Source organism: Mycolicibacterium fluoranthenivorans (assembly GCF_011758805.1).
GTDB lineage: Bacteria > Actinomycetota > Actinomycetes > Mycobacteriales > Mycobacteriaceae > Mycobacterium > Mycobacterium fluoranthenivorans.
Genome location: NZ_JAANOW010000005.1, coordinates 273,758 through 297,467 on the forward strand (window position 1 = coordinate 273,758; position 23,710 = coordinate 297,467).

Sequence of the window (23,710 nt, forward strand, 5' to 3'; positions counted from 1 at the left end):
GCACAGTGATTTGGCTGCCCGCCAGGGTGGTGGGCTCTTGAGCGAATGAGGAGGTGGATTACTGTGCTCCGTTTCGATCCCTTCAGTGACCTTGACGCCCTGACCCGCGGGCTGCTCACCAGCCAGTCCGGGTCATCGCGCACCCCGAGGTTCATGCCCATGGACCTGTGCAAGATCGATGACCACTACGTTCTGACCGCGGATCTTCCCGGCGTCGATCCCGGCTCGGTGGACGTCGATGTGGACAACGGCACGCTGACCATCTCGGCCCACCGCACGGCCCGCACCGACGACTCGGTCCAATGGTTCGCCAACGAGCGGTTCTTCGGCAGTTACCGCAGACAGCTCTCCCTCGGCGAAGGCATTGACACCTCGGCCATTTCGGCGACCTACGAGAACGGCGTCCTCACCGTCACGATCCCGCTGGCCGAACGAGCCAAGCCGCGCAAGATCGATATCGCGCACGGCGGCGGCCAGCGATCCATCGAACCGAATACCGTCGACTCACAGTGAGTCGCCACCGCCGGGGGTGGCGTCACAACCCGCCCCCGGCGGCGTCACTCCCGCTGTAGCCGGAACCGCAGGTTGTTGCGCACCGCCGGCCACTCGATATCCAGAATCGAGTAGACGACGGTGTCCCGGCGCGACCCGTCGGGCAGCAGCTGGTGGCTGCGCAGGACCCCGTCCAGCTTGGCCCCCAGCCGCTCGATTGCCGCGCGGCTGGTCGTGTTGAAGAAGTGGGTGCGGAATTCGACTGCCACGCAGTTCAACTCGTCGAAGGCATGGCCGAGCAACAGAAGTTTGGCTTCGGTGTTCACCCCGGTGCGGCGCACCGAGGCGCGGTACCAGGTGGCTCCGATCTCCAGTCGCCGGTTCGGCCCGTCGATGTTGAGGTAGCTCGACGACCCGACCAGAGTTCCGTCCAGGGTCCGCACCACGAAGGAGAACGCGGCCGGGTTGTCCAGCCAGGTCTGTACCCAACGGCCCGCGGTATCCGGTGACGGGGCACCGGTGAACCACAGCCGCCCGAGGTCGCCATCGGCGGCAGCGTCGGCGATCTCGTCGGTGTGATCGGTGCTCAGCGGTTCCAGCGTCACCCAGTGTTGCCCCGTCAGCGTCACGGGTTCGACGAAGCTAGTCACCCCAGGCCACCACCATGGTCAGCACCGACAGCACAATCCCGACGGCCACCGCACCCGCGCCGACGAACAGCCCGTAGCCCGCGGCAATCGGCGCATGCACGTACAGCCGGAAGTACCAGCCGATCAGCGCGGCGATGATCATCGAAAGCGACAGGGCGCCAGCAGAAGCCAGCCTAGGAGACAAGCGCTGCGCGGCCATCGCGGCCGCCACGATCAACGTCGAGGCCAGCAGCACGATCAACTGCCCGACACCGAAACCGGGCGGCGGCACCTCGATGGCGCCCGTCCTCGCCCCGATGGCATTGGCCCGGCCGCCGTGGGTGGTGAGCCAGGGCAGCCATGCGCTCACGATCAGCACGAGCGCACACAGTGCCACCAGCCAGCCGGGACGCAGACGTGCCATACGGCTCAGGTTATCCGGTTGGCCACCGTAGTCTGGGTTGCCATGACGGATCTCCCCGATTGGGCCCGGGAACTGGACTTGTCCCCGCATCCGGAGGGCGGCTGGTATGCCGAGACCTGGCGTAGCGCGCTGACCGTTCCGCAGTCGACGCTGCCCCCGGAGTACACCGGGCCACGCAGCGCGGGCACCGCAATCCTGTTCTTGTTGATGCCCGGTCAGCAGTCGGCCTGGCATACCGTCCGGAGCGCCGAGCTGTGGCTTTATCACCGCGGCAGCCCGCTGGTGCTGGAAGTCGGGCCGCGCCAAGCGGAGGCCTCCGAGCTGCTGTTGGGCGCCGATATCGCCGCCGGCGAGCAGCCGCAGGTGGTGGTGCCGCCCGGGTACTGGCAGCGGGCCCGGCATCTGGGGCGAGCGCAGCGACGGGGAGAAGCACCGGACGATGAACCCACACTGGTCAGCTGTGTGGTCGTGCCCGGTTTCGACTTCGCAGACTTCGCGCTGGGGGCGCCGAGCCCTTAGCCTTTCCTGGGGCTGGCGAAGCGACAGGAAAGGTGGCGCCCTATGCAGGGGCACATCATCGTGTGTGGCACCGATGCGCTGGCCGAGCGCATCGCCGACGAGCTGCGCGGCGCCGGCGCCACGGTGGTCCCGCTGCAGGATCCGCGGGCCCTGGCTGCCGCCGATGTCCCGTCGGCCGTCGCGGTGGTCTGCGTCGGCGACGATGACGCCGTCAATCTCGAAATCGCCTTGCTGGCACGTCAACTGAGCCCGCAGGTGCGGGTGGTGGCCCGACTGGCCAATGGCGTGCTACGCGAGGCGGTCGCGTTCGGCAACGGGCCCGGCGCCATCCTCGACGTCGCCGACCTGGCCGCCCCGTCGGTGGTCGAGGCCTGTCTGGATCGCACCACCCACACCATCGCGGTGGCAGGTATCGACTTCGTCGTCTCCGGTGCCGACGTGCCGCGCGACGCCACCCTGCGCGAGATCTACGGCGACCTGGCCCCGGTCGCGGTGGTCCACAGCGACTCTTCGGTGACCGCGTGTCCGGGTCGTGACATCACCGTCCACGAGGGCGACTGGACCGCCATCATCGGTACCGCCGCCGAACTGGCCGGACAAGGTATCGAGGTGTCGAAACCTTTGAGCCACAACCGGGTCCGGCGGCCGCCACTGCGCCGGTTCTTCGATGCCGTACGAGTACTGCGCGATGACATCAACCCGATGTTCTACCGGGCGCTGGCAGCGTCGATGACCCTGCTGATCGGGTCGACCGTGCTGTTGCGCTTCACCTATCAACGGCCGCCCGGGATGAGCTGGATCGACGCCCTGTACTTCAGCACCGAAACCATCGCCACCGTCGGCTATGGCGACTTCAGCTTCATCGAGCAGCCGTCCTGGCTGCGCCTCTGGGGTATCGGGCTGATGTTCGCCGGTGTCACCACCACCGCGATCCTGGTGGCCTTCGTCGCCGACGTGCTGCTGTCGCGGCGGCTGGCCCAGTCCGCGGGTCTGCGGCGGGCACGGCATCTGCACGACCACATCGTCGTGGTGGGCCTGGGCTCGTTCGGAATCCGGGTGGTCAGCGACCTGGTGCACGCCGGATACGACGTCGCCGTCATCGACAGCGATGAGGACAACCGATTCCTGCCCACCGCACGCCGCCTGGACGTCCCGGTGATCTTCGGCGACGCGACCCTGCGCGAGACCCTCGAATCGGCCCGAGTGGCGCAGTGCCGGGCGATCGCCGTCCTGACGCCCAACGACATGGTCAACATCGAGACCGGCATCGTGCTGCGCGAGCTCACCGCCGACCAACCCGTCGTGATGCGGGTGTACGACCGGGTGCTCGGCGCGGCCGTCGCGCAGCGATTCGGTTTCGAGAACGTGCGCTCGACGGTGGAGCTGGCCGCGCCGTGGTTCATCGGCGCCGCACTCGGTCTGCAGGTGTTCGGCACCTTCTCCGTCGGCCAGCATTCGTTCATGGTGGGCGGGGTGCGCGTGGCACCGGGCAGCGAACTGGACGGGGTGCGCATGGCGGATATGTCCACGCAGACCCGCGTCATCGCGATCACCCGGCCGGGTGTCGCGACGCGACTACATCCGCGTCGCGACACCCAACTCACCGCGGGTGACACCGCCTATCTGGTGGGGCCGTACCGCGAACTGCTGGCCACCTTGGGAAAAGGACAGGCCGTCACGTCAGCGACGACAGGTTGAATCCCGCGCCGGTGGGGTCGGTGACCGACGCCAGCCGGCCGTACGGGGTGTCCTCCGCGGCCCGGACGACGGCACCGCCGTTGTCGACGATCAGCCGCTGGGTCTTGTCCACGTCGTCGGCACCGAGGAAGAAGAACCAGTTCGACGGTTCACCCGCGCTCATGAACGCGGTGCCGTCCATCACGCCGATCAGCGGTTCGCCATCGAATACCGCGGTGCTGTAGCGGAATTCGTCGGTATCCCCGGCCACCTCGGTCTGCCAGCCGAAGACCTGCACGTAGAAGTCGAGCACCTTGGCCAAGTCGAGGGTGGTCAGCTGATGCCACACCGGGGTGCCGGCCACGCCGGTGATCTCCGTGCCGGGGTGACCGGTGGGCTGCCACAGCCCGACCACGCCTCCGCTGGGATCGGAGACCATGGCCATCCGGCCCTTGGCGGGGATGTCCATGGCGCCGCCGCAGCCGGTTCCGCCCGCCGCGATCACCCGGGCCAGGGTGGCATCGACATCCGCGGTGTGCAGGTAGGTGTTCCACCGGTCGATGGGATGGGCCATCAGGCCGGCCACCGGCTTTCCGTCGACGTGGGCGGTCACGTATCCGCCGTATTCGGGGCCGGCATCGTCGAAGGTCCAGCCGAACACGGTGCCGTAGAAGCGTCGGGCGACCTCGAGATCAGAGGTGGCCAGGTCGATCCAACAGGGTGCGCCAAGTGGTGTGGTCATGCCGGTACCGACCTGCGTCGGCTCCGAAACTCATCGCGGTTGTGCGGTTTCGGCGGGCCGCTACGGCGCGTCGCCCACGAATCCGCACAACCGCGTCAGGAGAAGACGGTCCTGAACCTGTAGAGCGACTGCTGGATATCGGTGCGCAGCGCGGCGGCCACCACCATGCCGATCGGTCCGAACAGCGCCGGACCACCCAGGTGGATATCCAGCTGCACCGCCGATCCCTCGTCCACGGACTTCACCTTGGCGATCAGCTTGACCTTCACGCCACCCTTGCCGTCCCCGTTGAGGGTCATCGACTCCGGCGGCTTGTAGTTCACGATGGTCCAGTTGACCCGGTTGGCCATGCCCTTGACCTCGACGATGGAGTCGATCTTGGTGCCCTTGTCCAGCGTCTCCGGCAGCGTCGAGCGCCACACCCGGTGGATGCTGAGCCACTCGGAGAACCGGGACAGATCCGACGCGGCTTCCCAGGCCTTCTCCGGCGACAACGGCACGTCGACGGAGACCGATAGCTTGGCCATCTACGCCGGAGGGGTGGGGTCGATGTTGCGGGCTGCGTTCTTGGCCGCCTCCTGCGCCTTGTCGACGATGCCCTGGTACTTGTCCCCGGTCTTCTCGTCCACGATGTCGCCGACCTTGTCGATCGCGGCATCCACCTTGTCGGCGTTCTCGGCGATCAGGTTCTTCGCCTTATCCAGAAAACTCATGGGGCCCACCTTATCGCCACAGTTTGCGGGGTTCGCCGGACACTCGGCCCTCGATCCACCACAACACCTCGATGACCGTGGCGGCCACCAACCCGATGCCCAGCGCCACCGATGTCTGCGCGACATTGCTGGGATCGAGCATGAACTTCTCCTGTGCCAGCGGGATCGAGAAGATCACCACGTAGGCCAGCGCGGATACCGCCACGAGCGCCACCCGCCACCACTGGTAGGGCCGGGCCACCACGGCCAGCACCCACACCGCACCCACCAGCAAGGTGATCAGCGCCGCCGTGGACGCCTGGGTCTGCTCGACCTTGGTCGCGTGCGAACCCTGGTAGGCGAGCAGATAGGAGATCAGCGTGGCCAGGCCCACCACCACACCGTTGGGCACCGCCGAGGTCATCACCCGGCGCACGAAGCCCGGGTGGGCTCGCTCGTTGTTGGGCGCCAGCGACAGGATGAACGCCGGGATGCCGATGGTGAACCAGGCGGCGATGGTGACGTGGATCGGCTGGAACGGGTACAGCAGGGCGTCGGATCCGAACAGTTTCGACGCCAGGCCGCCGAGACCTACCAGCGCGGCCAGCAGCACCGAGTAGACGGTCTTGGTGAGGAACAGGTTGGAGACCCGTTCGATGTTGCCGATCACCCGGCGGCCTTCGCCGACGACATACGGCAGGGTGGCGAACTTGTTGTCCAGCAGCACGATCTGGGCCACGGCACGGGACGCCGAGCTGCCCGATCCCATGGCGACACCGATATCGGCGTCCTTGAGCGCCAGGACGTCGTTGACGCCGTCGCCGGTCATCGCCACGGTGTGCCCGCGGGACTGCAGCGCGTGCACCATGGCCCGCTTCTGGTCGGGGCGAACCCGGCCGAAGGTGGTGTACTCATCCAGCGTGGACGCCAGTTCTTCGGGATCATCCGGTAGCCGGCGCGCATCGAGGGTTTCGCCGTGCAGGCCCAGTGTGCCGGCCACCGCACCGACGGAGACGGCGTTGTCACCGGAGATGACCTTCACCGCGACCTTCTGCGAGGCAAAGTAGTCCAGGGTCTCGCGGGCATCCGGGCGCACCCGCTGCTCCAGCACCACCAACGCGGCGGGGGTGACGGTGCCGGGGGCGTTTGGGGTATCCACGACGGTGTCGGTCGATCCGAGCAGCAGCACCCGCAGCCCGTGTGCCCCGATCTGTTCGGCCTCTTCGGCCTCCGGGGAGGCCGGGTCCAGCAGCACATCGGGCGCGCCGATCACCCAGTTGCCGTGTTCGCCGTAGGAGGCTCCGCTCCACTTGGTGGCCGATTTGAACGGCGCCGAGGCGGTCTGGGTCCAACCGGGCGGCATCTTGTAGGCCTCGGCGATGGCGGCGATGCTGGCGTTGGGGCGGGCGTCGTCGGCGGCCAGTTGAGCCAGCACGTCGGTCACATCGGACGCAGACGACGTAGACAAGGTCTTCAGATCGCTGACCCGCATCCCGTTTTCGGTCAGCGTGCCGGTCTTGTCGGCGCACACCACGTCGACCCGGGCCAGGCCCTCGATGGCGGGCAGCTCCTGCACCAGGCACTGCCGCCGGCCCAACCGGACCACGCCGACGGCGAAGGCGATCGAGGTCATCAGCACCAGACCTTCGGGCACCATCGGTACCAATGCCCCGACCATCCGCAGTACCGACTCGCGCCAGCCGACGTCGGTGGTGAACAGCTGGGTGTAGATGATCAGCGCGCCGGCAGGCCACAGCAGGTAGGTGATGAACTGCAGGATCTTGTTGATCCCGCTGCGCAGTTCGGATTTCACCAGGGTGAACTTGCTGGCCTCCTCGGCCAGCTTGGCGGCGTACGCCTCACGGCCCACCTTGGTGGCGCGATAGGCACCGCTGCCCGACACCACGAAACTGCCCGACATCACCGGATCGCCAGCGTCTTTCTGGATCGGGTCGGCCTCACCGGTCAGCAACGATTCGTCGATCTCGAGGTTGGCGCCCTCCAGTACCTCGCCGTCGACGATGATCTGGTCACCGGGCCCGAGTTCGATGATGTCATCGAGCACCACCTCGTTGGGTGACAACGCCACCGTCCCGGACTGCCTGCGCACCAACGGTTTCGCCTGCCCGACGATGGCCAGCCGGTCCAGGGTCTGCTTGGCCCGCAACTCCTGGATGATGCCGATCGCGGAGTTCGCAACGATCAGCAGACCGAACAAGCCGTTGATCACCGACCCGGTGGCCAGCACGATCGCGAACAGCACGCCGAGAATCGCGTTGATGCGGGTGAACACGTTGGCCCGCACGATCTCGGACACACTGCGCGCGGCCCTGGTCGGGACATCGTTGGTCTGCCCATCGGCAATCCGTTGGGCGACCTCGGTATCGCTGAGTCCCGAAATGATCGTCGTCACTTGGTGAATACCGCCTCGTCGTAGTACTCCAGGGTGAGCTTGCCGCCGTCGAAGGCGGCCTTGGAAATGCTTCCGGGTGGGGAGTTCTCGCTGATGAACGAAAACGTGAAGGTGTTGCCGTCCCAATGGGTGAGCTCGACGGTGTCCCCGCGCGGACCGAGAGTGAGCGCCAGCTTGCCGTTCTTCTCCGCGATGACGGCCGGCCCCCAGTAGTCATTGCGGTAGGTGCCGACATAGCTCGGCAATGGTTGCGCCGGTGCGGGATTGGCCGGTCGTTTCGCGCCGACCAGCGAGCCGACCGGATCGCCCATCGGGAGCATCGCCCCGGTGTACAGCTTGTACCAGTCCTCCCGCACCGAGCCGAATTGGACAAGGTCGGCGAATTCGGCCGTCAGCGCCTCGGGCACACCGGACGGGGTGGCGTTGGTCAGCGCCACGATCGCCACGTCGGCCGACGGCAGGAACAGGACATTGGTGCCGGCACCGAGCTCGAACGCGCCGGAGTGACTCAGCTGGGTGCGAGCCGCCGAGGTGACGCCCACGTTGAACCCGAAACCGTAGGAGCCCGAGCGCATCGCAGGTTCCGACGGTGGGCTGGACACCACCTGGGGGGTGAGCGCGGGCAGCAAGGCCTTCGGGTCGATGAGCTGGCGGCCCTGGTAGCTGCCGTTGGCCAGCACCATTTCCAGCCAGTGCGTCATATCGTTGACCGACGAACTGACCCCGCCGGCCGGAGCCTGCTGGTCGGCGTCGCGGACGAACTCGGGCTGGTATCCGCCGTCGATACGGATATGCCCCACCGCCCGGTCTTTACGGCCTTCGTAGTCCGCGAAACGGTAACTGGTCGAGGACATTCCAAGGGGGCTGAACAGCACGTCCCGGCCCAGCTGATCCCACGACGTACCCGCCGCCGCGGCGACCGCCTCGGCACCGGCCGTCAATCCGTAGTTGGTATAGGCGTAGGAGATCCGGAACGGATCCAGCGGGAGCTGGCGCAGCCGTTCCAGCACCTGCCGGCGGTCGTAGCCGATATCCTCCAGCAGATCACCGGCATGGTCGGGCAGGCCGGAGCGATGGGAGAACAGGTCACCGATGGTCACCATCCGGGTGACGGCGGGATCTGACAGCGCGAACCACGGCAGCTTGCTGGTGACCGGAGTGTCCCAGCCGATCGCCTTTTCGCCGACCTGGTGTGCCACCACGGTGGCACTCAGCGGTTTGGACACCGAGGCCAGCTGGAAGACGGTGTCCGGGCCGACCTTGTTGGTATCGGCGGCCCCGGCCCGGTTGTCCTTGACACCGAATCCTTTGGCGTAAACGGTTTTTCCACCGTGCACCACCGCGACCGCCAGACCCGGGATCCCCGATTTGCGCATGAGTTCGTCGGCGATTCCGTCGAGTTTGCCGACCGCGTTCTCGACCGCGTTGTCGGGGAACGGCATTGCCGGGACGAGCGGGGGCGGTTGATCGGACAGAATCCTCGCCGGACCGGTCTCCGGCGTCGTGCAACCGGCCAGCAGCGCGACAGCCGCGATGCACAATATCCGTCTCACAGACAAGAACGCTAGCCGCTCAGAGCCGCCACCATGCGTCTATCGGCCGCGCCGTGGCTGCGCCGTCGACCCGCTGCCCGGGTTTGGGCGTCGCCACGGTCACCCCTTCCGCCGAGGCGGCGGTGAGCAGTCGCTCGACGGGTTCGGACCACGGGTGCGGCGCCAGCCGGAAGGTGGCCCAGTGGATCGGTACCAGCAGACCGGCGTCGGTGACATCGCGGTGGGCTCGGACGGCGTCCTCGGGGTTCATGTGGATGTCGGGCCAACCCGGGTGGTAGGCGCCGATCGGCATCAAGGTCAGGTCGAAGGGGCCGTACTCGGACCCGATCCGGCCGAAGCCATTGGTGTACCCGGTGTCGCCGCCGAAGAAGGCGCGGTGCCGGGGACCGATCACCGTCCACGATGACCACAAGGTGGTGTTCCGGGTGAGGAACCGGCCCGAGAAATGCCGCGCCGGTGTGCACACCAGCCTGAGGTCGCCCAGGGTGGCGCTCTCGTCCCAGTCGAGTTCGACGATCCGGTCCGGTGGGACACCCCAGATACGCAGGTGGGACCCGATGCCCAGCGGAACGTAGAACTTGGCCCGCTGTGCCCTGGCCAGGCCTTTGATGGTGTCGATGTCGAGGTGGTCGTAGTGGTCGTGGCTGATGATCACCGCGTCGATCGCGGGTAAGGCGTCGAGTTCCACCGGCACGGGATGCAGCCGCTGGGGCCCCACGGCGCGGGACGGGGAGCAGCGCTCACTCCACACCGGATCGGCCAGCACGCGATAACCGTCGACCTCGATGACCGCCGACGAATGACCGAACCAGGTGACCGCCAGATCGGCGGCCGGGGCGGTCGCCATCGGGCTTACCAGCGGAATCTCACCGCCCGGCCGCTGCTGGTCGCCGGTGAACAACTCGCGGATCAGCGACCACTGCTGCTGCCTGGTCAGTTGCACCTCGGAGGCGGGCTCGCGGTTGACGAACACCCCGTCGCGGTAGTTCTGGGAGGCCTTCGCCGCGGCACCGATATCGGCGGCGCCCAGCGACTCGGGGGCGCCGCGCAGGGCACGCAACGCCCAGCCGCCGGCCACCAGCGCTGCGGTGCCACCGACCACCCGGGCCGCTTCCGCGATCATCGCTGCTCAGGCCCCCGTAAAGTTCGGCGGCCGCTTCTCGATGCGTGCCACCTGGGCTTCGATGACATCCGGGCTGGCCCACGCCTTGTTGAACATCCGGGTGTGGTCGCCGCGGACGGTGTCATAGGCGCCGTCGTCGTTGAGCACCCGCTTGGAATGCGCGACCGACAGAGGCGCGAAACCGGCGATCTCGGCGGCCCAGGTCTGTGCGTCGGCCAGCGTGCCGGTGCGGTTGACCATCCCGGTCAGCAGTGCGGTGTCCAGGTCGAGGCGTTCGGCGGCGATCAGCATGCCCCGGGCCCGGCCATGCCCGACCAGGGACGTCAGCCGGCGGATGCTCCAGTTATCCAGTGCCAAACCGTATTTGGCGATGGGGAACTGGAAGTAGGCGCCGGGGGCGGCCATCCGCAGATCGCAGATCATCGCCAAGATGACACCGGCTCCGATCGCCGGGCCGTTGAGTGCGGCGATGATCGGCACCGGGCTGGCATCGATCGCCAGGTTCAGGGCCAACGCCTTGTCCGGGAGATCCTTGGCCACGCCCTCGGCGTCGGACAGGTCGGCACCGGCGCTGAACACCGTGCCCTGGCCCGTCAGCACGATGGCTCGCACGTCAGATCCCGACGCCTTTTCGATCTCTTCACGCAATCCATCGACAAGTGCACCGTTGAGCGCATTGCGCCGCTCGGCCCGCTGCATTTCCAGAGTCAGGACATTCCCGTCCCGGGTCACTCCAATCATGGTCGCCAGCCTATAGAGGTTCCTCGGGCGCGCACCTTCCGGCGTAGCTGCGGTGCAGTTGCTGCCGGGATACTCCCAGCCGCCTGCCGATCTCTCCCCAGGACATCCCGGCCTGTCGGGCCTTGAACACGGTGGCGTCGTACTCGGCGAGGATTCGCTCCCTCTCGTCGCGCACCATCGCGAGCTTTCGCGCGATCGCCCCGCTGCAGAACTCCTGGAAGACGGGGTCGTGATCGGGCGGCGGGGGTCCTTGCCCGGCCCGCTCGAGGGCTTCCAGTGCCTGGCGAGCCGTGTCGGTCAGGGTCGGATCGTCCCGCCAGTCGGCCTGGTCATCGTCGTCCTCATGGTCGTCCTCATCGCCCCACACGTCGTCCATGGCTTGAGGGTCCCGCTGCGCACCGACAACATCGCCGCTCTCAGGTGGTTCTCTTCTGAACTGTGTCAACAATCGCTGACACAGTTCAGAAGAGACCCACCTGAGAGCCCGTCGCATAACCTCATCCCGTGAGCCGGACCCCAGCCCTCGCCGTCCGAGATGCCGTCCTCGACCCCGGATCGTTCCTCAGCTGGGACAGTCCGCCGGTGCAGGTGCCCACCTCGGAGGCTTATCGCAGAGAGCTCGACGCGGCGCAAGCCAAGTCCGGGCTGGACGAGTCGGTGATCACCGGCGAGGGCACCGTGTTCGGCCGCCGGGTGGCCGTGCTGGCCTGCGAGTTCGACTTTCTGGCCGGATCCATCGGGGTGGCCGCGGCGGAACGCATCACCGAAGCGATCCAGCGCGCCACCGCCGAGCGGCTGCCGCTGCTGGCCTCCCCCAGTTCGGGCGGCACCCGGATGCAGGAGGGCACCGTCGCCTTCCTGCAGATGGTGAAGATCGCCGCCGCGGTCGAACTGCACAAACGGGCACACCTGCCCTACATCGTCTATCTGCGGCACCCCACCACCGGCGGCGTCTTCGCGTCCTGGGGCTCACTCGGGCATGTCACGGCCGCCGAACCGGGCGCGCTGATCGGTTTCCTCGGTCCACGGGTCTACGAACACCTCTACGGCGAGCAGTTCCCGGAAGGCGTCCAGACCGCGGAGAACCTGTTCCGGCACGGCGTTATCGACGGCGTGGTCCCGGTCGAGGCGCTGCGGTCCGTCCTGGACCGCACGCTGGCGGTGCTGGTCGACGCGCCCGGGACCCCGCCACCGGCGCCGTCGGCCCAGTCGATCCCCGACATCCCCGCCTGGGATTCGGTGACGGCGTCCCGTCGCGCCGACCGCCCGGGTGCGGAGTACGTGCTGGCGCACGGGACCACGAAACCGGTGCCGTTGTCGGGGACCGGTGGGGACACCAGTCAGATGCTGCTGGCGCTGGCCCGCTTCGGCGACCAGCCGGCCGTCGTCCTGGGGCAGCAGCGCATCGGCACGCTGGGCCCGGCCGCGCTGCGTGAAGCCCGCCGTGGCATGGCGCTGGCGGTGAGCCTGCGGCTACCGCTCGTCTCGCTCATCGACACCCGCGGCCCGGCGCTCTCGGTGGAGGCCGAACAGGGTGGGCTGGCCGGCGAGATCGCCCGCTGCCTGGCCGAATTGGTCACCCTGGACACCCCGACTGTGTCGGTGCTGCTGGGTCAGGGCAGTGGCGGCCCGGCCCTGGCGATGGTGCCCGCCGACCGCGTGCTGGCCGCCCAGCACGGCTGGCTGGCCCCGCTCCCCCCGGAGGGCGCCAGCGCCATCGTCTTCCGCGACACCGATCACGCGCCGGAACTATCTGCCGCACAAGGCATCCGGTCGGCCGACCTGTTGCTCAACGGGATCGTGGACACCATCGTCGACGAGCGTCCCGACGCCGCCGACGAGCCGCTGGAGTTCACCACGCGACTGTCGATGACGATTGCCGCCGCGCTGTACGAGCTACGGACCATGCCCGACACCGAACGGCTCGGCCTGCGGCTGCACCGTTATCGCCGGATCGGGCTCACACCTCGATAGGCGGTTTGAGCCGTTCCATCGTGTACTGCCTGTCCCGCCGGGCGGCGAACGAACTGGCGGCCAGTGACACCAGCAGCACCCCGGTCAGGACGGCGATCGCGATCCACAACCGCGAATCGATTCCGCCGGCGATCAACTGCCGCAAGCCGTTGACCGCATACGTCATCGGGTCCACCGGGTGCAGAATCTGGAACGGTGTGGCCGTGGTCTCCACCGGATAAATACCGCCGGCCGAAACCAATTGCAGCATCAGGAAAGCCAGCGTCACGACCCGCCCGACCGACACCCCGAACAGGGCGTTGAATGCCTGGATCAGGGCCAGGAAGGTCGCCACGATCAGCAGCAGGAAACCCACCGTGGCGATCGGATGACGGGCCTGCAGGCCGACGCCGAAATGCACCACCAGATACATCACCCCGACCTGGCAGACCGTGATGAGCAGCGCGGGCCAGTACGACGCCAGCACCACCCGCAGCGCGCCGAGCCCGTTGATGATGGGCCGGGACTGCACCGGTTTGAGCAGCATCCAGATGATCAGCGCACCGATGAAAAGCGCCAGCGGCAGGAAGAACGGTGCGAACCCCGTCCCGAAGGTGGCGGCGGCATTGTCGGTCTGGATGTCCAGAGTCACCGGCGCGGCCAGGGTCTTGGCGACCGCGGTCCGCTGCTCCGGCGTCCAGGACGGGACTTGGGTGGAACCTTCCTTGAGTTTAGCGGCCAACTCCTGGCTACCCGCGCGCAGCTTGCTGGTGCCGGCCGCGAGTTGCGTTGCTCCCGAAGAGAGTTGGCCTCCACCGGCGGCCAGCTGCATCAGTCCGCTGTTGAGCTTGTGTGCACCGCTGTCGAGTTGGCGCACACCGTCGCGCAGCTTCACCACGTCGGCGCGCAGCCCGCCGTTGAGTGCGCGGGTGAGAAACACCCGCAGCTTGCTGTTCGGGTCGCCGAGTTCGTTCTCCAGCTGTGTTGCGCTGTCACGCAATTTGTTCAGTCCGTCGTCGGTGGTGGGATCGATTCCCTTGGCTCGCAGCAGTCGCTGCGCGCCGGCCAGCACGTCACCGGCATCGCGGACCGCCGGATCGGGGTTGGCCTGCAGCATGCCCACGGCCTGATCCACCAGCGTCGCCGCCTGGGCCTGGTCGATGTTGAGCGCGGCGATCCGATCGGTGGTCGAGCGCACCGCCCCGGACAACCGGGATGCGACGAACCCGACCTCGTCGGGATCCAGCCCCAAATCACCGACTCGGTCCAGCATGGTGACCAACGGGCCCGTCGCGGTGTCCACGGAAGCGGACAGCTGACGTGTCCCGGCGGCCAGCTGCGCCGAGCCGTCGCGTGCGGTCACCAATCCGGCCGACAACGCACCGGCACCGTCGGCGAGTTTGTGCGCGCCGTCGTCGGCGGCCGCGGTGCCCGTGGCCAACTGGCCCGCCCCGTCGGCGGCCTGGACCAGTCCGGCACCGGCGTCGGTCAATCCGGTCAGCACGGTGCCCAAGGTGCGCTGCCCGATGCTCGCGTTGACCTGGTTGATGACTTCGCGGGCGGCGTTCTGCCCGATGATCGAACCCAGATAGTTGTTGGCGTCGTTGAACTTGAACTGGATCTGCGCCTGCTCGGGCGAGCCGCCGGATGGGGAGGCGACGTCGGCGCTGAAGTTCTCGGGCAGTGTCACCGAGAAGTAGTACTTGCCGCTGGACACCCCCGCCGCGGCCTCGGTCGACGACACCCGGTGCAATTGCAGCTGGCCCGAATCGACCAGTGCGTCAGCCACTTCCGCCCCGGCGCGAACCTGCTGACCGTCCACGACGGTGCCGGTGTCCTCGTTGACCAGGGCCACCGGGATCTTGTTCACCTCGGCGAACGGATTCCAGAACGCCCACAGATACATGGCGCCGTACAGCAGCGGCATGAGGATGACCGTGACCAGCGCGATGCGGGGCAGCGCGCCCCGGGAGAAACGCTTCAGGTCGGTACCCAGAGACATTCCGGCAAGCATGGCTACTCACTCCCCACGGTCAGCTGGGCACGCACACCCGTGTCGGTGACACCGTTGACGGTTGCGGTGATGACGGTCTGCTGCTCACCGAGCGCGATGAGCCGCTTCAGCACGATGTCGCGGTTTCGGTCGTCGGTGAGGTGATCGAGGTTGGCGACCACCAGCAGCGGTGGTGTCGCCGTATTGGCCAGCGCGATGCGCAGCAGCGTCTGCTCGAGTTCGGACAGTTCGTCGAAGTACGCGGTGAGCGACGGCAGCGCCACCTCACCGAACACGGGTGCGCACACCTTGGCCAGGTCGTCCTGGTCGGCCGCGCCGATGAAGCGATACCAGGCTGCATCCCAGCGCTTCTGCTCGGTGATCAGATCGCGGACCGTCACCGATTCGGCGATCTTGTCCAGTTCGTCGATGCAGGCCAGCGCGGAGTGGGCGAAGATATCGCGGGCCCGGCTGTGGCCGAACACCGTGATCTGTCCTTCGACGGGTTTCATCCGGCCGGCGAGCGTCATCAGCAGGGCGGTGCGGCCGGTGCCGGTCGGATAGACCAGCACGCTCACCCCGCCGGCCTCCACGTCCAGATCGATGGGGCCGTACACCGGGCCCCAGGGCCCGGTCATTCTGATTCCGCGGGCCGTGACTGCCGGCTCTGGTTCTGCCACTGAATTATCTCAACACATCGGGCTGACCGGGCGTGGTTTTCTACGTGAGGGTCGTGAAACCTGGGCGATCACGGCCCTGGTGCAGAAAACGGCGCACCGGCGAGCCCTAGCCGAGGTGCAGATAGCCACCGAACATGCTGAGCAACTGCACACTGCGCCACCAGATCAACGCCAGGAACAACACCAGCAACCCCACCACCAACGCGGTCTGGACCAGGTTGCGTTGTGCGCGTGGCGGATACACCAGGCCGGCGGCCACCACACATCCGGTCACCAGCCCGCCCACGTGGCCCTGCCAGCTGATGGCGCCCGACCCGAACAACGGGCCGACGAAGGTGAACGCGAGGTTCAGCACGATGAGCCCGACGACCCACTTGACGTCGAGGCGCAGCTTGCGCGCCACCACGAACGTGGCGCCGAACAACCCGAACACCGCGCCCGAGGCACCGGCGGTCGCGGTGTTCAGCGGGGCGACCAGGAATACCAGCACCGACCCGCCGAGCGCGGACAACCCGTAGAGCGCCCCGAACCGAACTCGGCCCAGCAGCCGCTCCAGCGGTGGGCCGATGACGTACAGCGCCCACATGTTGAACAGGATGTGCGCGATGCCGTAGTGCAGGAACGCCGAGGTGACCAGGCGGTAGTACTGGCCGTCGGCGACCGCGGGTGGCCACAACGTCAGGTGGCTCTCCAGTTCGCGCGAGGTCATCTGCAGCACGAACATCAGGACGTTGATCGCGATCAGCGTGTAGGTGACGTACGGGGTCTCACCCGCCGGCCTGCCCCCGAAGTGGCCTTCGACCCGGCGCACGGTGGCCGCACCCGCCGTCACACAATCCGGGCACTGGTGCCCCACGGCGGCGTCGCGCATGCAGTCGCCGCAGATGAAGCGCTGGCAGCGGGTGCACTGTACGAACGCCGGCCGGCCGGGATGCCGGTAGCAGGTGGTCGCCTGCGGTGGCGGTGGCATCTGCGGCGGTGGGTAGGTCATGCCCTACATGATGGCCGATGGCGCGCGGCGCCTCGTCAGGACATAGAGCACCGCGGTGGCGACACCGGCCTCGATCAACGACACCGTCGTCGCGACTGTCATCAGTCCGCTCACCTGCTCGGGCGCCGCGGCACCGTGGTGATGGGTGGGCATCGACCAGTGCACGGCGATCATCGCGAGGTTCATCACCGCGACCACACACCAGGTCCGCACGCCGCAGCCGCGCCACAGTTCGTAGGCGCACATCAGGCAGGCGGCGGCCATGGCCACGATGAGCACCGCGACCACCGGGGTGCGGGCGTGGCCGATCATCGTGGCGTGCAGCGCGGCCGACCCGGCTGCGACCACAGCGCACGTCCGCCGTCCGAGAACGGCGGACGTGCTGCTGACGGTGGACATGTACTAACTCTCGCAGCAGTGCGACTTCGGCGCAGCGGGAACGTTCAACGCGGGGTTGCGGTCGAAGAACGACACCGGCTTGAGTTTGAAGCCCGCGTAGTCCACCGGCATCACCGGCCAGTCCTCCGGGCGCGGGAAGTGCGTCAGCCCGAAGGTGTGCCACACCACGATGTCCTGGCCGTCGATATCGCGGTCCTGGGCCACGTAGGCCGGCAACCCGGCATTGCCCGGGTTCTGGTTGACGAACCGGCCGGCCGGATACCGTTCGGCCGGGTCGTATTTCGTCACCCACAGGTGCTTGGTGGCGAACGCCGCGCGCTGGGCGATCGAGCTGGTCGGGTGGGCCAGCAGCGCCGGCTGACCTTCGGGATGCAGCGCGTAGCCGACGTGCTGGCCCAGCCGGTTGGTCTTCTCCGGGTTGGTGATGTGCCATACCCGCGCCTTGAGGTTGTCGGCGGTGCGCATGGCCTCCGACTCCCGGGTCAGCCGGGTGCGTTGCGGCCGGAAGGCGTTACCCCACGGGTTCTCCGGGCCCATCGGGACGGCCACGGCGTCGACCTCTTCGACGACGTTGCACTGGCCGTCCACCTCCATGTCCAGCCGGGCCGAGAACAGGTGCTGGTGGAACGGTGCGCCCAGCCCGGGCGCCATCTCGGTGGAGAACCCGTCGGGCCCGCGGTAGGCCGAGGCGAACACGATGCCGGTGGCCTTGGCCTCCAGCTGGATGGTGCCGTCCAGGTACAGGTACCAGTAGAACCCGTAGTCGTAGTTGCCGATGGTCAGGAAGAACGAGATGACGAGTCGTCTCGACCGCCGCACCTCGGCCATCCCGTTGAACATGTCGGTGTGCTTCCACAGCACGCCGTAGTCCTCCTCGTGCAGGCAGATCGCGTTCTTCATCACCTTCGGGTTACCGTCCTCGTCGGCGATGGTGACGTCGAAGTACGTGATCTCGCCCAGGCAATCGCAGCCCAGCTCAAGGGAATTGGTGTACCGGCCGAACAGGTACTCACCCTGGTCGAAGTAGTTCTGCCAGTACCGCACCGGCGACGGGTCGGCGTAGGGCACCACCATCTCGGCGATGGACGCGCGGTACACCACGGGCCGGCCCGCGATGGACAGCTGGTGCAGGGTCAGGCCCTCGCGGACGTCGAACCCGAACCGGAACTTCCAGTCCGCCCAGCTGATCTGGTTGCCGTCGACGGTGAAGCTGGCCCCCTCGGGCTGGATGATCTCGATGGGTTTGAGGTCCGTGCGCGGCGGCACCGCATGCGGTTCGGCGTCCCACTGGCCGCGCTCGGCGGGCAGCGGTAGTTCGATCTCGTCGATCACCTTGGTGACTCGGCGCTCGGTGAGGTCCACATAGGCCACCACCCCGTCAATGGGGTGCGCCCACGGCAGGTCGGCGGCGTCGTACTGATAGAAGGCCAGCACCCGGACGATGCGCTTGCCCACCTCGTCCTCATGTCCGAAGACGCCCGCCGACAACGGCACCGCGCGCACGTCGGCGTGGGTGAGCCCGCGCTTGTCCATCGCGGCCAGCCATTCCGGGCAGTCCAGCAGGAACGCCTCGATGTCCTCGAATTCCTGGTCCAGGATCGGCACGTGGCCGTCGACGGCGGCGTCGACGTGCTCCAGCGACACCACCTTCTGCTGGGTCACGGAGACGACCAGGTCACTACCCTGGCCGGTGGCGCGGTCGAGCAGTAGCACCCGGGCCTGCCGGTCGATCGGGTCGCCGGGGGCGTAGGCCTGCACGACCGACTTGTGCGGCTCCTCCAGTGCGACGAAGACGAAGCGCACCGAGTCCGACAGCAGGCCGTTCTCGTCGACGATGCGCCGGGCCGCGCGGATCTCCTCCGCGCTCAGCGGGTTGAGCGGGTGCTCGGAACTGCCGGTGGTGGTGGGGGTTTCGAGGAACGCGGTGCTCATCGTGCAATCTCCTTAACGGTTTCGATCTCTTGGTGGCCGGCGTGCGGCCGCAGCACTGCGACCGCGGCGCCGCCGAGGAAGGCGCCGGCGAGCAGCACCCCGATGACACCGGCCAGGGTGGCTGACCCACCGACGAGCAACGGCAGGTTGACGGCGGTCATCACCGAGAGCACGGCCAGGCCGAGGAAGCCCAGCCCGGGCGCGATCACGGTGTGCCACAACCGGGTGTCGAATCGGGTGCGGCGGAAGTAGACGACGACCGCCGCCGAGGTGAGGGTCATCAGCACGGCGATACCGACCGAGGCGGCGCCGACGAACCAGGTGAACACCTGGGTGACCGGGTCGAGGTTGGCCAGCACCGCCACCCCGATCAAGACCAGGGCTGAGACGGTCTGCACCACAGAGGCGATATGCGGGGAATCGTGGCGCAGGTGTGAGCGGCCGCAGCGTTCCGGCAGTGCGCGGGTGTTGCCGAGCGAGAAGATGTAGCGGGCCAGGACGTTGTGGAAGGACAGCAGTGCCGCGAAAAGGCTGGTGATGAGGAAGATCTGGACCAGGTCACCGGCCACCGAACCGAGGTAGCGGTTGGCGGTGTCGGTGAGCATGGTGGCCGGTGTGTCGGTGGCCGCGGCCACCGCACCGGTGTCGCCCCAGGCGCTGACCATGACCCAGCTCGACAGCGCGTAGAACCCGCCGATGAGCAGCAGCGCCACGTAGGTGGCCCGCGGGATGGTGCGGGCCGGGTCGCGGGCTTCGTCGCGGAAGACCGCGGTCGCCTCGAAACCGATGTAGCCGGCCAGGGCGAAGATCAGTGCGATACCCGGTGCGCCACTGAAGAAATTGCCCGGATGCAGTACGGCGGTCGACAGCCCTTCGGCGCCGCCCTTGGTGATGACCGCGGCGTTGATGACCAGGACGATGCCGACTTCGCAGATCAGCAGGACGCCGAGTACCTTGCCGGACAGTTCGATGTGCCGATAGCCGAGGGTGCCGACGACCGCGAGCATCGCCAGCGCGTACAGGTACCACGGCACCGCCGGACCGCCGTGGCTGGTGACCAGTTCGTTCAGCGCCGCCCCGACGTAGCCGTACACGCCGCCCTGTACCGCCGTGTAGGACAGCAGCGCCAGGAACGCCGCACCCAATCCGATGTGACGGCCGAAGCCGTGGGCGATGTAGGTGTAGAAAGCCCCGGCGCCGCGGATGTGGCGGGTCATCGCGGTGAAGCCGACGGCGAACAGCAGCAGCACCGCGGTGCAGACACCGTAGGAGGCCGGGAAGGCCGCGCCGTTGCCCGCGGCGATGCCGATCGGGAAGGTGCCCGCCACGACGGTCAGGGGGGCGGCCGCGGCGACGACCATGAAGACGATGGCGGTGGGGCCGAGTTTGCCGGCCAATCGGTGAGCCTGGCCACCGGCCGCGGGGCCGGCGTCCAGGACTGCGTCAGTTGTCATGGGTCTACCTTCGACGGAATTGAATGTGAATTGGTTGCCGTGCGGTAAGGCTTCGGTGAGTTCAAATGAGAATGGCTCGATGTGGCAATTCCCATTTGACGGGTGAAATTCAGAGAGCGATATTGACGGCCTTCGTCTGGGTGTATTCGGCGATGGCGCCCTCACCCAGTTCGCGGCCCCAGCCGGATTGTTTGTAGCCACCGAACGGCAGCGCGCTGTCGAACGCGTTATGGCAGTTGACCCAGACCGTGCCGGCCTTGATCTGGGCGGCCACCTCGTGAGCGGTGGACACATCGCGGGTCCACACACTGGCCGCCAGCCCGTACGGGGTGTCATTCGCGGCGGCGCGGACCCCACGTTCCCGGTTGAACGGCACCGCGACCGCCACCGGCCCGAAGATCTCCTCGCGGTAGACGCTGAAGTCGTCGCGCACGTCGACCAGCAGCGTCGGCTGCACGTAGAAACCGGTGTCGCCGTGCCGGCCGCCGCCCGCCAGCGCGCGGGCGCCCTGCTCGATGCCGGCGTCGAGGTATCCGGTCACCTTGGTGAGCTGTTCCCGCGACACCAGCGGGCCGATGTCGTTGGTGGGATCCAGACCGGGGCCGATGCGCAGGCCCGCCGCATGCTCGGCGACACCGGCGGTGAACTCGTCGAAGATGGTGTCCTCGACCAGCAGGCGGGTGCCCGCGGTGCAGGTCTGGCCGTGGTTGAACAGGAATCCGCCGGCCACGCCCGGGATGGCGGCGGCCAGGTCGGCGTCGGCGAACACCACCTGCGGACTCTTGCCGCCGAGTTCCAGGGAGACCTTCTTGAGGTTGCCCGCGGCGGCGTTGACGATCTTCTTCCCGACCTCGGTGGAGCCGGTGAAGGCGACCTTGTCGACGTCCGGATGCGCCGACAGCGCGGCGCCGATATCGCCGAAGCCGGTGAGCAGGTTGAACACACCGTCGGGCACACCGGCCTCGGCGATCACCTCGGCCAGCAGCACCGCGGTCAGCGGGGTCTGCTCGGCCGGCTTGAGGATGACGGTGTTGCCGCAGGCCAGCGCGGGCGCGACCTTGAACGCCGCCATCACCAGCGGGAAGTTCCACGGGATGATCTGGGCGCAGACCCCGATCGGTTCGCGCAGCGTGAAGGCGTGGAAGCGGCTGCCGGGCGCCCACGGCACCGACACCGGCACGGTGCGGCCCTCGATCTTGGTGGCCCAGCCGGCGTAGTAGTAGAAGATCTCCGCGGCCCAGGTGACGTCGACGGCCTTGGCGACGGCCACCGACTTGCCGTTGTCGATGCTCTCCAGCTCGGCGAACTGGTCGGCGCGGGCGGTGATGCCCTCGGCGATCCGCCAGATCATCCGCTGCCGCTGCGCCGGGGTCATCGCCGGCCAGGGGCCTTCCTCGAAGGCGCGCCGGGCGGCGGCGACCGCGCGTTCGACGTCCTCGACGCCGCTGTGCGGGACGGTGGTGATCACCTGCTCGGTGGCCGGGTCGACGGTGTCGAACCGCCGTCCCGAGAGCGCGTCGGCCCATCGGCCGTCGATGTACATCTGCCGGGGCGCCGACACGAAGGCGAGGGTCCGCGGGTCCAGATCCGGGCTGAGCATGGTTGTCATGTAGGTCATAATTACGCCCTGATGTGGTCTGCGTCACCACTAATTCCTAATGGGTTTTTCGCACTTTTGCATTCTCATTTGGAACGTCGTTGCCATTCTCATTCGGACGTCGGGAATTCGCAGCGTACGGATGCGGCGGTGGACAAGTGACGCACGAGGCCGGTTCGATTCTCATTTGAAGTTTTCGAAGATTTACCTGACAGCGCTGTGCTGGGGTGGGTGATCGGCTACGTTGCCGAAGTGAGTGGCAGACGGGCGATGCGGAGCAGCTCACCGGTGTCCGGGTTGCGACGGGCACAGCTGTCGTTCGCCCAGGTGCTGGGGCAGTCGGTGTCGGCGGTGGCACCCTCGGCGGTGATGGTGACCCTGCCCGCCCTGGTCATTCCCGCGGCCGGGCACGCGACGCTGCCGGTGTTCGTGGCCACCGCGCTGTTGATGGCCGCCGTGGGCTACTGCGTCGCCCAGTTCACCACCCGGATGGTCGCGGTCAGCGGGCTGTACAGCTACACGGTCAAAGGACTGGGTCCGGTGCCCGGTATCGCGGCCGGCTGGTCGGTGGTCATCGGCTACGCGGCGGCGGCGATGGCCAGCACCCTGGGCGCGGCAAGCTATCTCACCGCACTGCTGGGCCGTCTGGGAGTGCCCGACGGGCGGCCGGTGATCGCGGTGCTGGCGGTGCTCGTCGGCGTCGTCGCCTGGGCGTTGATGGTCCGCGGTATCCGGCTGTCGGCCCGCATCTCTTTGTCGATCGAGATCTTCGCCATCGCGGTGGCCGCCGCGGTGCTGGTGATCGCGTTCACCCGATCGGTCGCCGGTGGCCACGACCCGCCCAAAGTGGATGTTCCCGAGAGTCATTCGGCGTTGGGTTTCGCCCTACTGCTGGCCATCACGTCGTACGTGGGATTCGAGAGCGCGGGCACCGTGGCCCGCGAGGCGCAGCGTCCGTTCATCACGGTGACCCGGGCGATCCGGTGGTCACCGCTGGCGCTCGGCGTGCTGTACACCTTCGCCGCGGCCATGCAATCCACCGGAACCATCAGGGCCGGAATCGGTTCCGTGCCCATCGTGCTCTCGTTGCCCGACAACGCGGCACTGTCGGTCGTGATGGAGCTGGGGATCACCGCATCGTGGTTCGCCTGTGTCATCGGATCCACCACCGCGCTGTCCCGGACGCTGTTCGCGATGGGCCGCGAGGGCGTGCTCCCGGCACGGGTCGGGCGGGCACATCCGGTGTACCGCACCCCGCATGTGGCGCTGAGCGCGGTGATGCCGGTCATCGTGGCGGTGCCGGTCGGCTATCTGTTCCTCGCCGGATCCAGTCGCGAGGTGCTGGTCGGGCTGCTCGCGGTGTCCGCGCACGGCTATATCGGGGCGTATCTGCTGGTGTGCCTGGCCGCCCCGGCGTTCCTGCGTCGGATCGGCGAACTGACAAGCGGCCCGTTGGTGATCGGGATCGCCGCGGCCGCGGCGATGATCGCCATCATCTGCTGGGCCGCGCTGACGGTCGCCTCCCCGGTCTGGATCGCCACCGCGGTCTACGCCACGCTGCTGGCCGCGGGTTTCGCCGCGTTCGGGTTGCGCCGCCGCAGGGTGCCCGACCTGGCCGAGCGGGTCGGGGTGTTCGACGAGACGGTGGCCGGTGACGTGTTCGCCGACTACAACCCGTGGGAGGTGCGCCGGTGAGCCCCGGCGGG

At 67.8% G+C, this 23,710-nt stretch carries 22 protein-coding genes; 5 read left to right on the forward strand and 17 right to left on the reverse strand.

The genetic code is table 11. From position 1 onward, the window contains the following. Window positions 1-63: 63 nt before the first annotated feature. Window positions 64-513: an Hsp20/alpha crystallin family protein gene (locus tag FHU31_RS30185; protein WP_090354710.1), complete on the forward strand. Its 450-nt coding sequence runs from the start codon at window positions 64-66 to the stop codon at window positions 511-513. Between the two features lie 44 nt (window positions 514-557). Here the strand turns inward: FHU31_RS30185 and FHU31_RS30190 are convergent, their stop codons facing one another. Next, window positions 558-1,142, reverse strand: a complete 585-nt coding sequence (locus tag FHU31_RS30190; protein WP_167164919.1) for a GNAT family N-acetyltransferase — start codon at window positions 1,140-1,142, stop codon at window positions 558-560. After that, window positions 1,135-1,545 (reverse strand): hypothetical protein, encoded by a 411-nt coding sequence (locus tag FHU31_RS30195; RefSeq protein ID WP_167164921.1) that lies wholly within the window; start codon window positions 1,543-1,545, stop codon window positions 1,135-1,137. Before FHU31_RS30195 ends, FHU31_RS30190 begins: the two co-directional genes overlap by 8 nt. Before the next feature lie 42 nt (window positions 1,546-1,587). On the opposite strand from FHU31_RS30195, the gene FHU31_RS30200 reads away from it, so the two are divergent. Both FHU31_RS30200 and FHU31_RS30205 read left to right on the forward strand, forming a co-directional pair. Further along, window positions 1,588-2,064, forward strand: a complete 477-nt coding sequence (locus FHU31_RS30200; RefSeq protein WP_167164922.1) for a cupin domain-containing protein — start codon at window positions 1,588-1,590, stop codon at window positions 2,062-2,064. A gap of 42 nt (window positions 2,065-2,106) precedes the next feature. Further along, window positions 2,107-3,762 carry an NAD-binding protein gene (locus FHU31_RS30205; RefSeq protein ID WP_167164924.1) on the forward strand — a complete coding sequence of 552 codons (1,656 nt, stop codon included), beginning with the start codon at window positions 2,107-2,109 and terminating at the stop codon, window positions 3,760-3,762. On the opposite strand, the gene FHU31_RS30210 is transcribed toward FHU31_RS30205, so the two are convergent. From FHU31_RS30210 to FHU31_RS30245, 8 genes are all read right to left on the reverse strand, one after another. Then, window positions 3,740-4,483 carry a VOC family protein gene (locus FHU31_RS30210; protein WP_167164926.1) on the reverse strand — a complete coding sequence of 248 codons (744 nt, stop codon included), beginning with the start codon at window positions 4,481-4,483 and terminating at the stop codon, window positions 3,740-3,742. The genes FHU31_RS30205 and FHU31_RS30210 overlap by 23 nt on opposite strands. Window positions 4,484-4,578: 95 nt before the next feature. Continuing rightward, window positions 4,579-5,010: a type II toxin-antitoxin system Rv0910 family toxin gene (locus FHU31_RS30215; RefSeq protein WP_167164928.1), complete on the reverse strand. Its 432-nt coding sequence runs from the start codon at window positions 5,008-5,010 to the stop codon at window positions 4,579-4,581. After that, complete coding sequence (locus FHU31_RS30220) at window positions 5,011-5,196, reverse strand: antitoxin (RefSeq protein WP_167164930.1); 186 nt, start codon at window positions 5,194-5,196, stop codon at window positions 5,011-5,013. A 10-nt stretch (window positions 5,197-5,206) separates the two neighbouring features. Then, the gene (locus tag FHU31_RS30225; RefSeq protein WP_167164932.1) at window positions 5,207-7,588 is read right to left on the reverse strand and encodes a cation-translocating P-type ATPase; all 2,382 of its coding nucleotides are present in this window, start codon (window positions 7,586-7,588) and stop codon (window positions 5,207-5,209) included. Further along, the gene (locus FHU31_RS30230) at window positions 7,585-9,141 is read right to left on the reverse strand and encodes a serine hydrolase (protein ID WP_409371216.1); all 1,557 of its coding nucleotides are present in this window, start codon (window positions 9,139-9,141) and stop codon (window positions 7,585-7,587) included. Before FHU31_RS30230 ends, FHU31_RS30225 begins: the two co-directional genes overlap by 4 nt. A gap of 19 nt (window positions 9,142-9,160) precedes the next feature. Beyond that, entirely contained in the window at window positions 9,161-10,264 is a 1,104-nt protein-coding gene (locus FHU31_RS30235; RefSeq protein ID WP_167164934.1) for an MBL fold metallo-hydrolase, read from the reverse strand. A gap of 6 nt (window positions 10,265-10,270) precedes the next feature. Then, entirely contained in the window at window positions 10,271-11,005 is a 735-nt protein-coding gene (locus tag FHU31_RS30240; protein WP_167164936.1) for an enoyl-CoA hydratase, read from the reverse strand. A 10-nt stretch (window positions 11,006-11,015) separates the two neighbouring features. After that, a complete protein-coding gene (locus FHU31_RS30245) occupies window positions 11,016-11,381 on the reverse strand; it encodes a hypothetical protein (protein WP_167164938.1) in 366 nt (121 codons plus the stop codon). Window positions 11,382-11,509: 128 nt separating this feature from the next. Between FHU31_RS30245 and FHU31_RS30250 the strand changes: the two genes are divergently transcribed. After that, window positions 11,510-12,979, forward strand: coding sequence for an acetyl-coenzyme A carboxylase carboxyl transferase subunits beta/alpha (locus FHU31_RS30250; protein ID WP_167164940.1), 1,470 nt, complete (start codon window positions 11,510-11,512; stop codon window positions 12,977-12,979). Here FHU31_RS30250 and FHU31_RS30255 read toward each other — a convergent pair. The 7 genes from FHU31_RS30255 to FHU31_RS30285 all read right to left on the reverse strand — a co-directional run bounded on the left by FHU31_RS30255 (window position 12,966) and on the right by FHU31_RS30285 (window position 22,016). Next, window positions 12,966-14,972: a YhgE/Pip family protein gene (locus tag FHU31_RS30255; protein ID WP_167164942.1), complete on the reverse strand. Its 2,007-nt coding sequence runs from the start codon at window positions 14,970-14,972 to the stop codon at window positions 12,966-12,968. The two genes, FHU31_RS30250 and FHU31_RS30255, sit on opposite strands and share 14 nt — an antisense overlap. Before the next feature lie 2 nt (window positions 14,973-14,974). Then, window positions 14,975-15,589, reverse strand: coding sequence for an ATP-binding cassette domain-containing protein (locus FHU31_RS30260; protein WP_167164944.1), 615 nt, complete (start codon window positions 15,587-15,589; stop codon window positions 14,975-14,977). A 148-nt stretch (window positions 15,590-15,737) separates the two neighbouring features. Then, window positions 15,738-16,622, reverse strand: coding sequence for a rhomboid family intramembrane serine protease (locus FHU31_RS30265; protein WP_167164946.1), 885 nt, complete (start codon window positions 16,620-16,622; stop codon window positions 15,738-15,740). Window positions 16,623-16,625: 3 nt separating this feature from the next. Next, a complete protein-coding gene (locus FHU31_RS30270) occupies window positions 16,626-17,021 on the reverse strand; it encodes a hypothetical protein (protein WP_167164948.1) in 396 nt (131 codons plus the stop codon). A 3-nt stretch (window positions 17,022-17,024) separates the two neighbouring features. Further along, window positions 17,025-18,953 carry a primary-amine oxidase gene (locus tag FHU31_RS30275; protein WP_167164950.1) on the reverse strand — a complete coding sequence of 643 codons (1,929 nt, stop codon included), beginning with the start codon at window positions 18,951-18,953 and terminating at the stop codon, window positions 17,025-17,027. After that, window positions 18,950-20,407, reverse strand: a complete 1,458-nt coding sequence (locus FHU31_RS30280; protein WP_167164952.1) for an APC family permease — start codon at window positions 20,405-20,407, stop codon at window positions 18,950-18,952. The genes FHU31_RS30275 and FHU31_RS30280 overlap by 4 nt, the downstream gene beginning before the upstream one ends. A 109-nt stretch (window positions 20,408-20,516) precedes the next feature. After that, complete coding sequence (locus FHU31_RS30285; RefSeq protein ID WP_208411643.1) at window positions 20,517-22,016, reverse strand: aldehyde dehydrogenase family protein; 1,500 nt, start codon at window positions 22,014-22,016, stop codon at window positions 20,517-20,519. Between the two features lie 240 nt (window positions 22,017-22,256). Between FHU31_RS30285 and FHU31_RS30290 the strand changes: the two genes are divergently transcribed. Then, window positions 22,257-23,699, forward strand: a complete 1,443-nt coding sequence (locus tag FHU31_RS30290) for an APC family permease (protein ID WP_409371215.1) — start codon at window positions 22,257-22,259, stop codon at window positions 23,697-23,699. The last annotated feature ends 11 nt before the right edge of the window (window positions 23,700-23,710 follow it).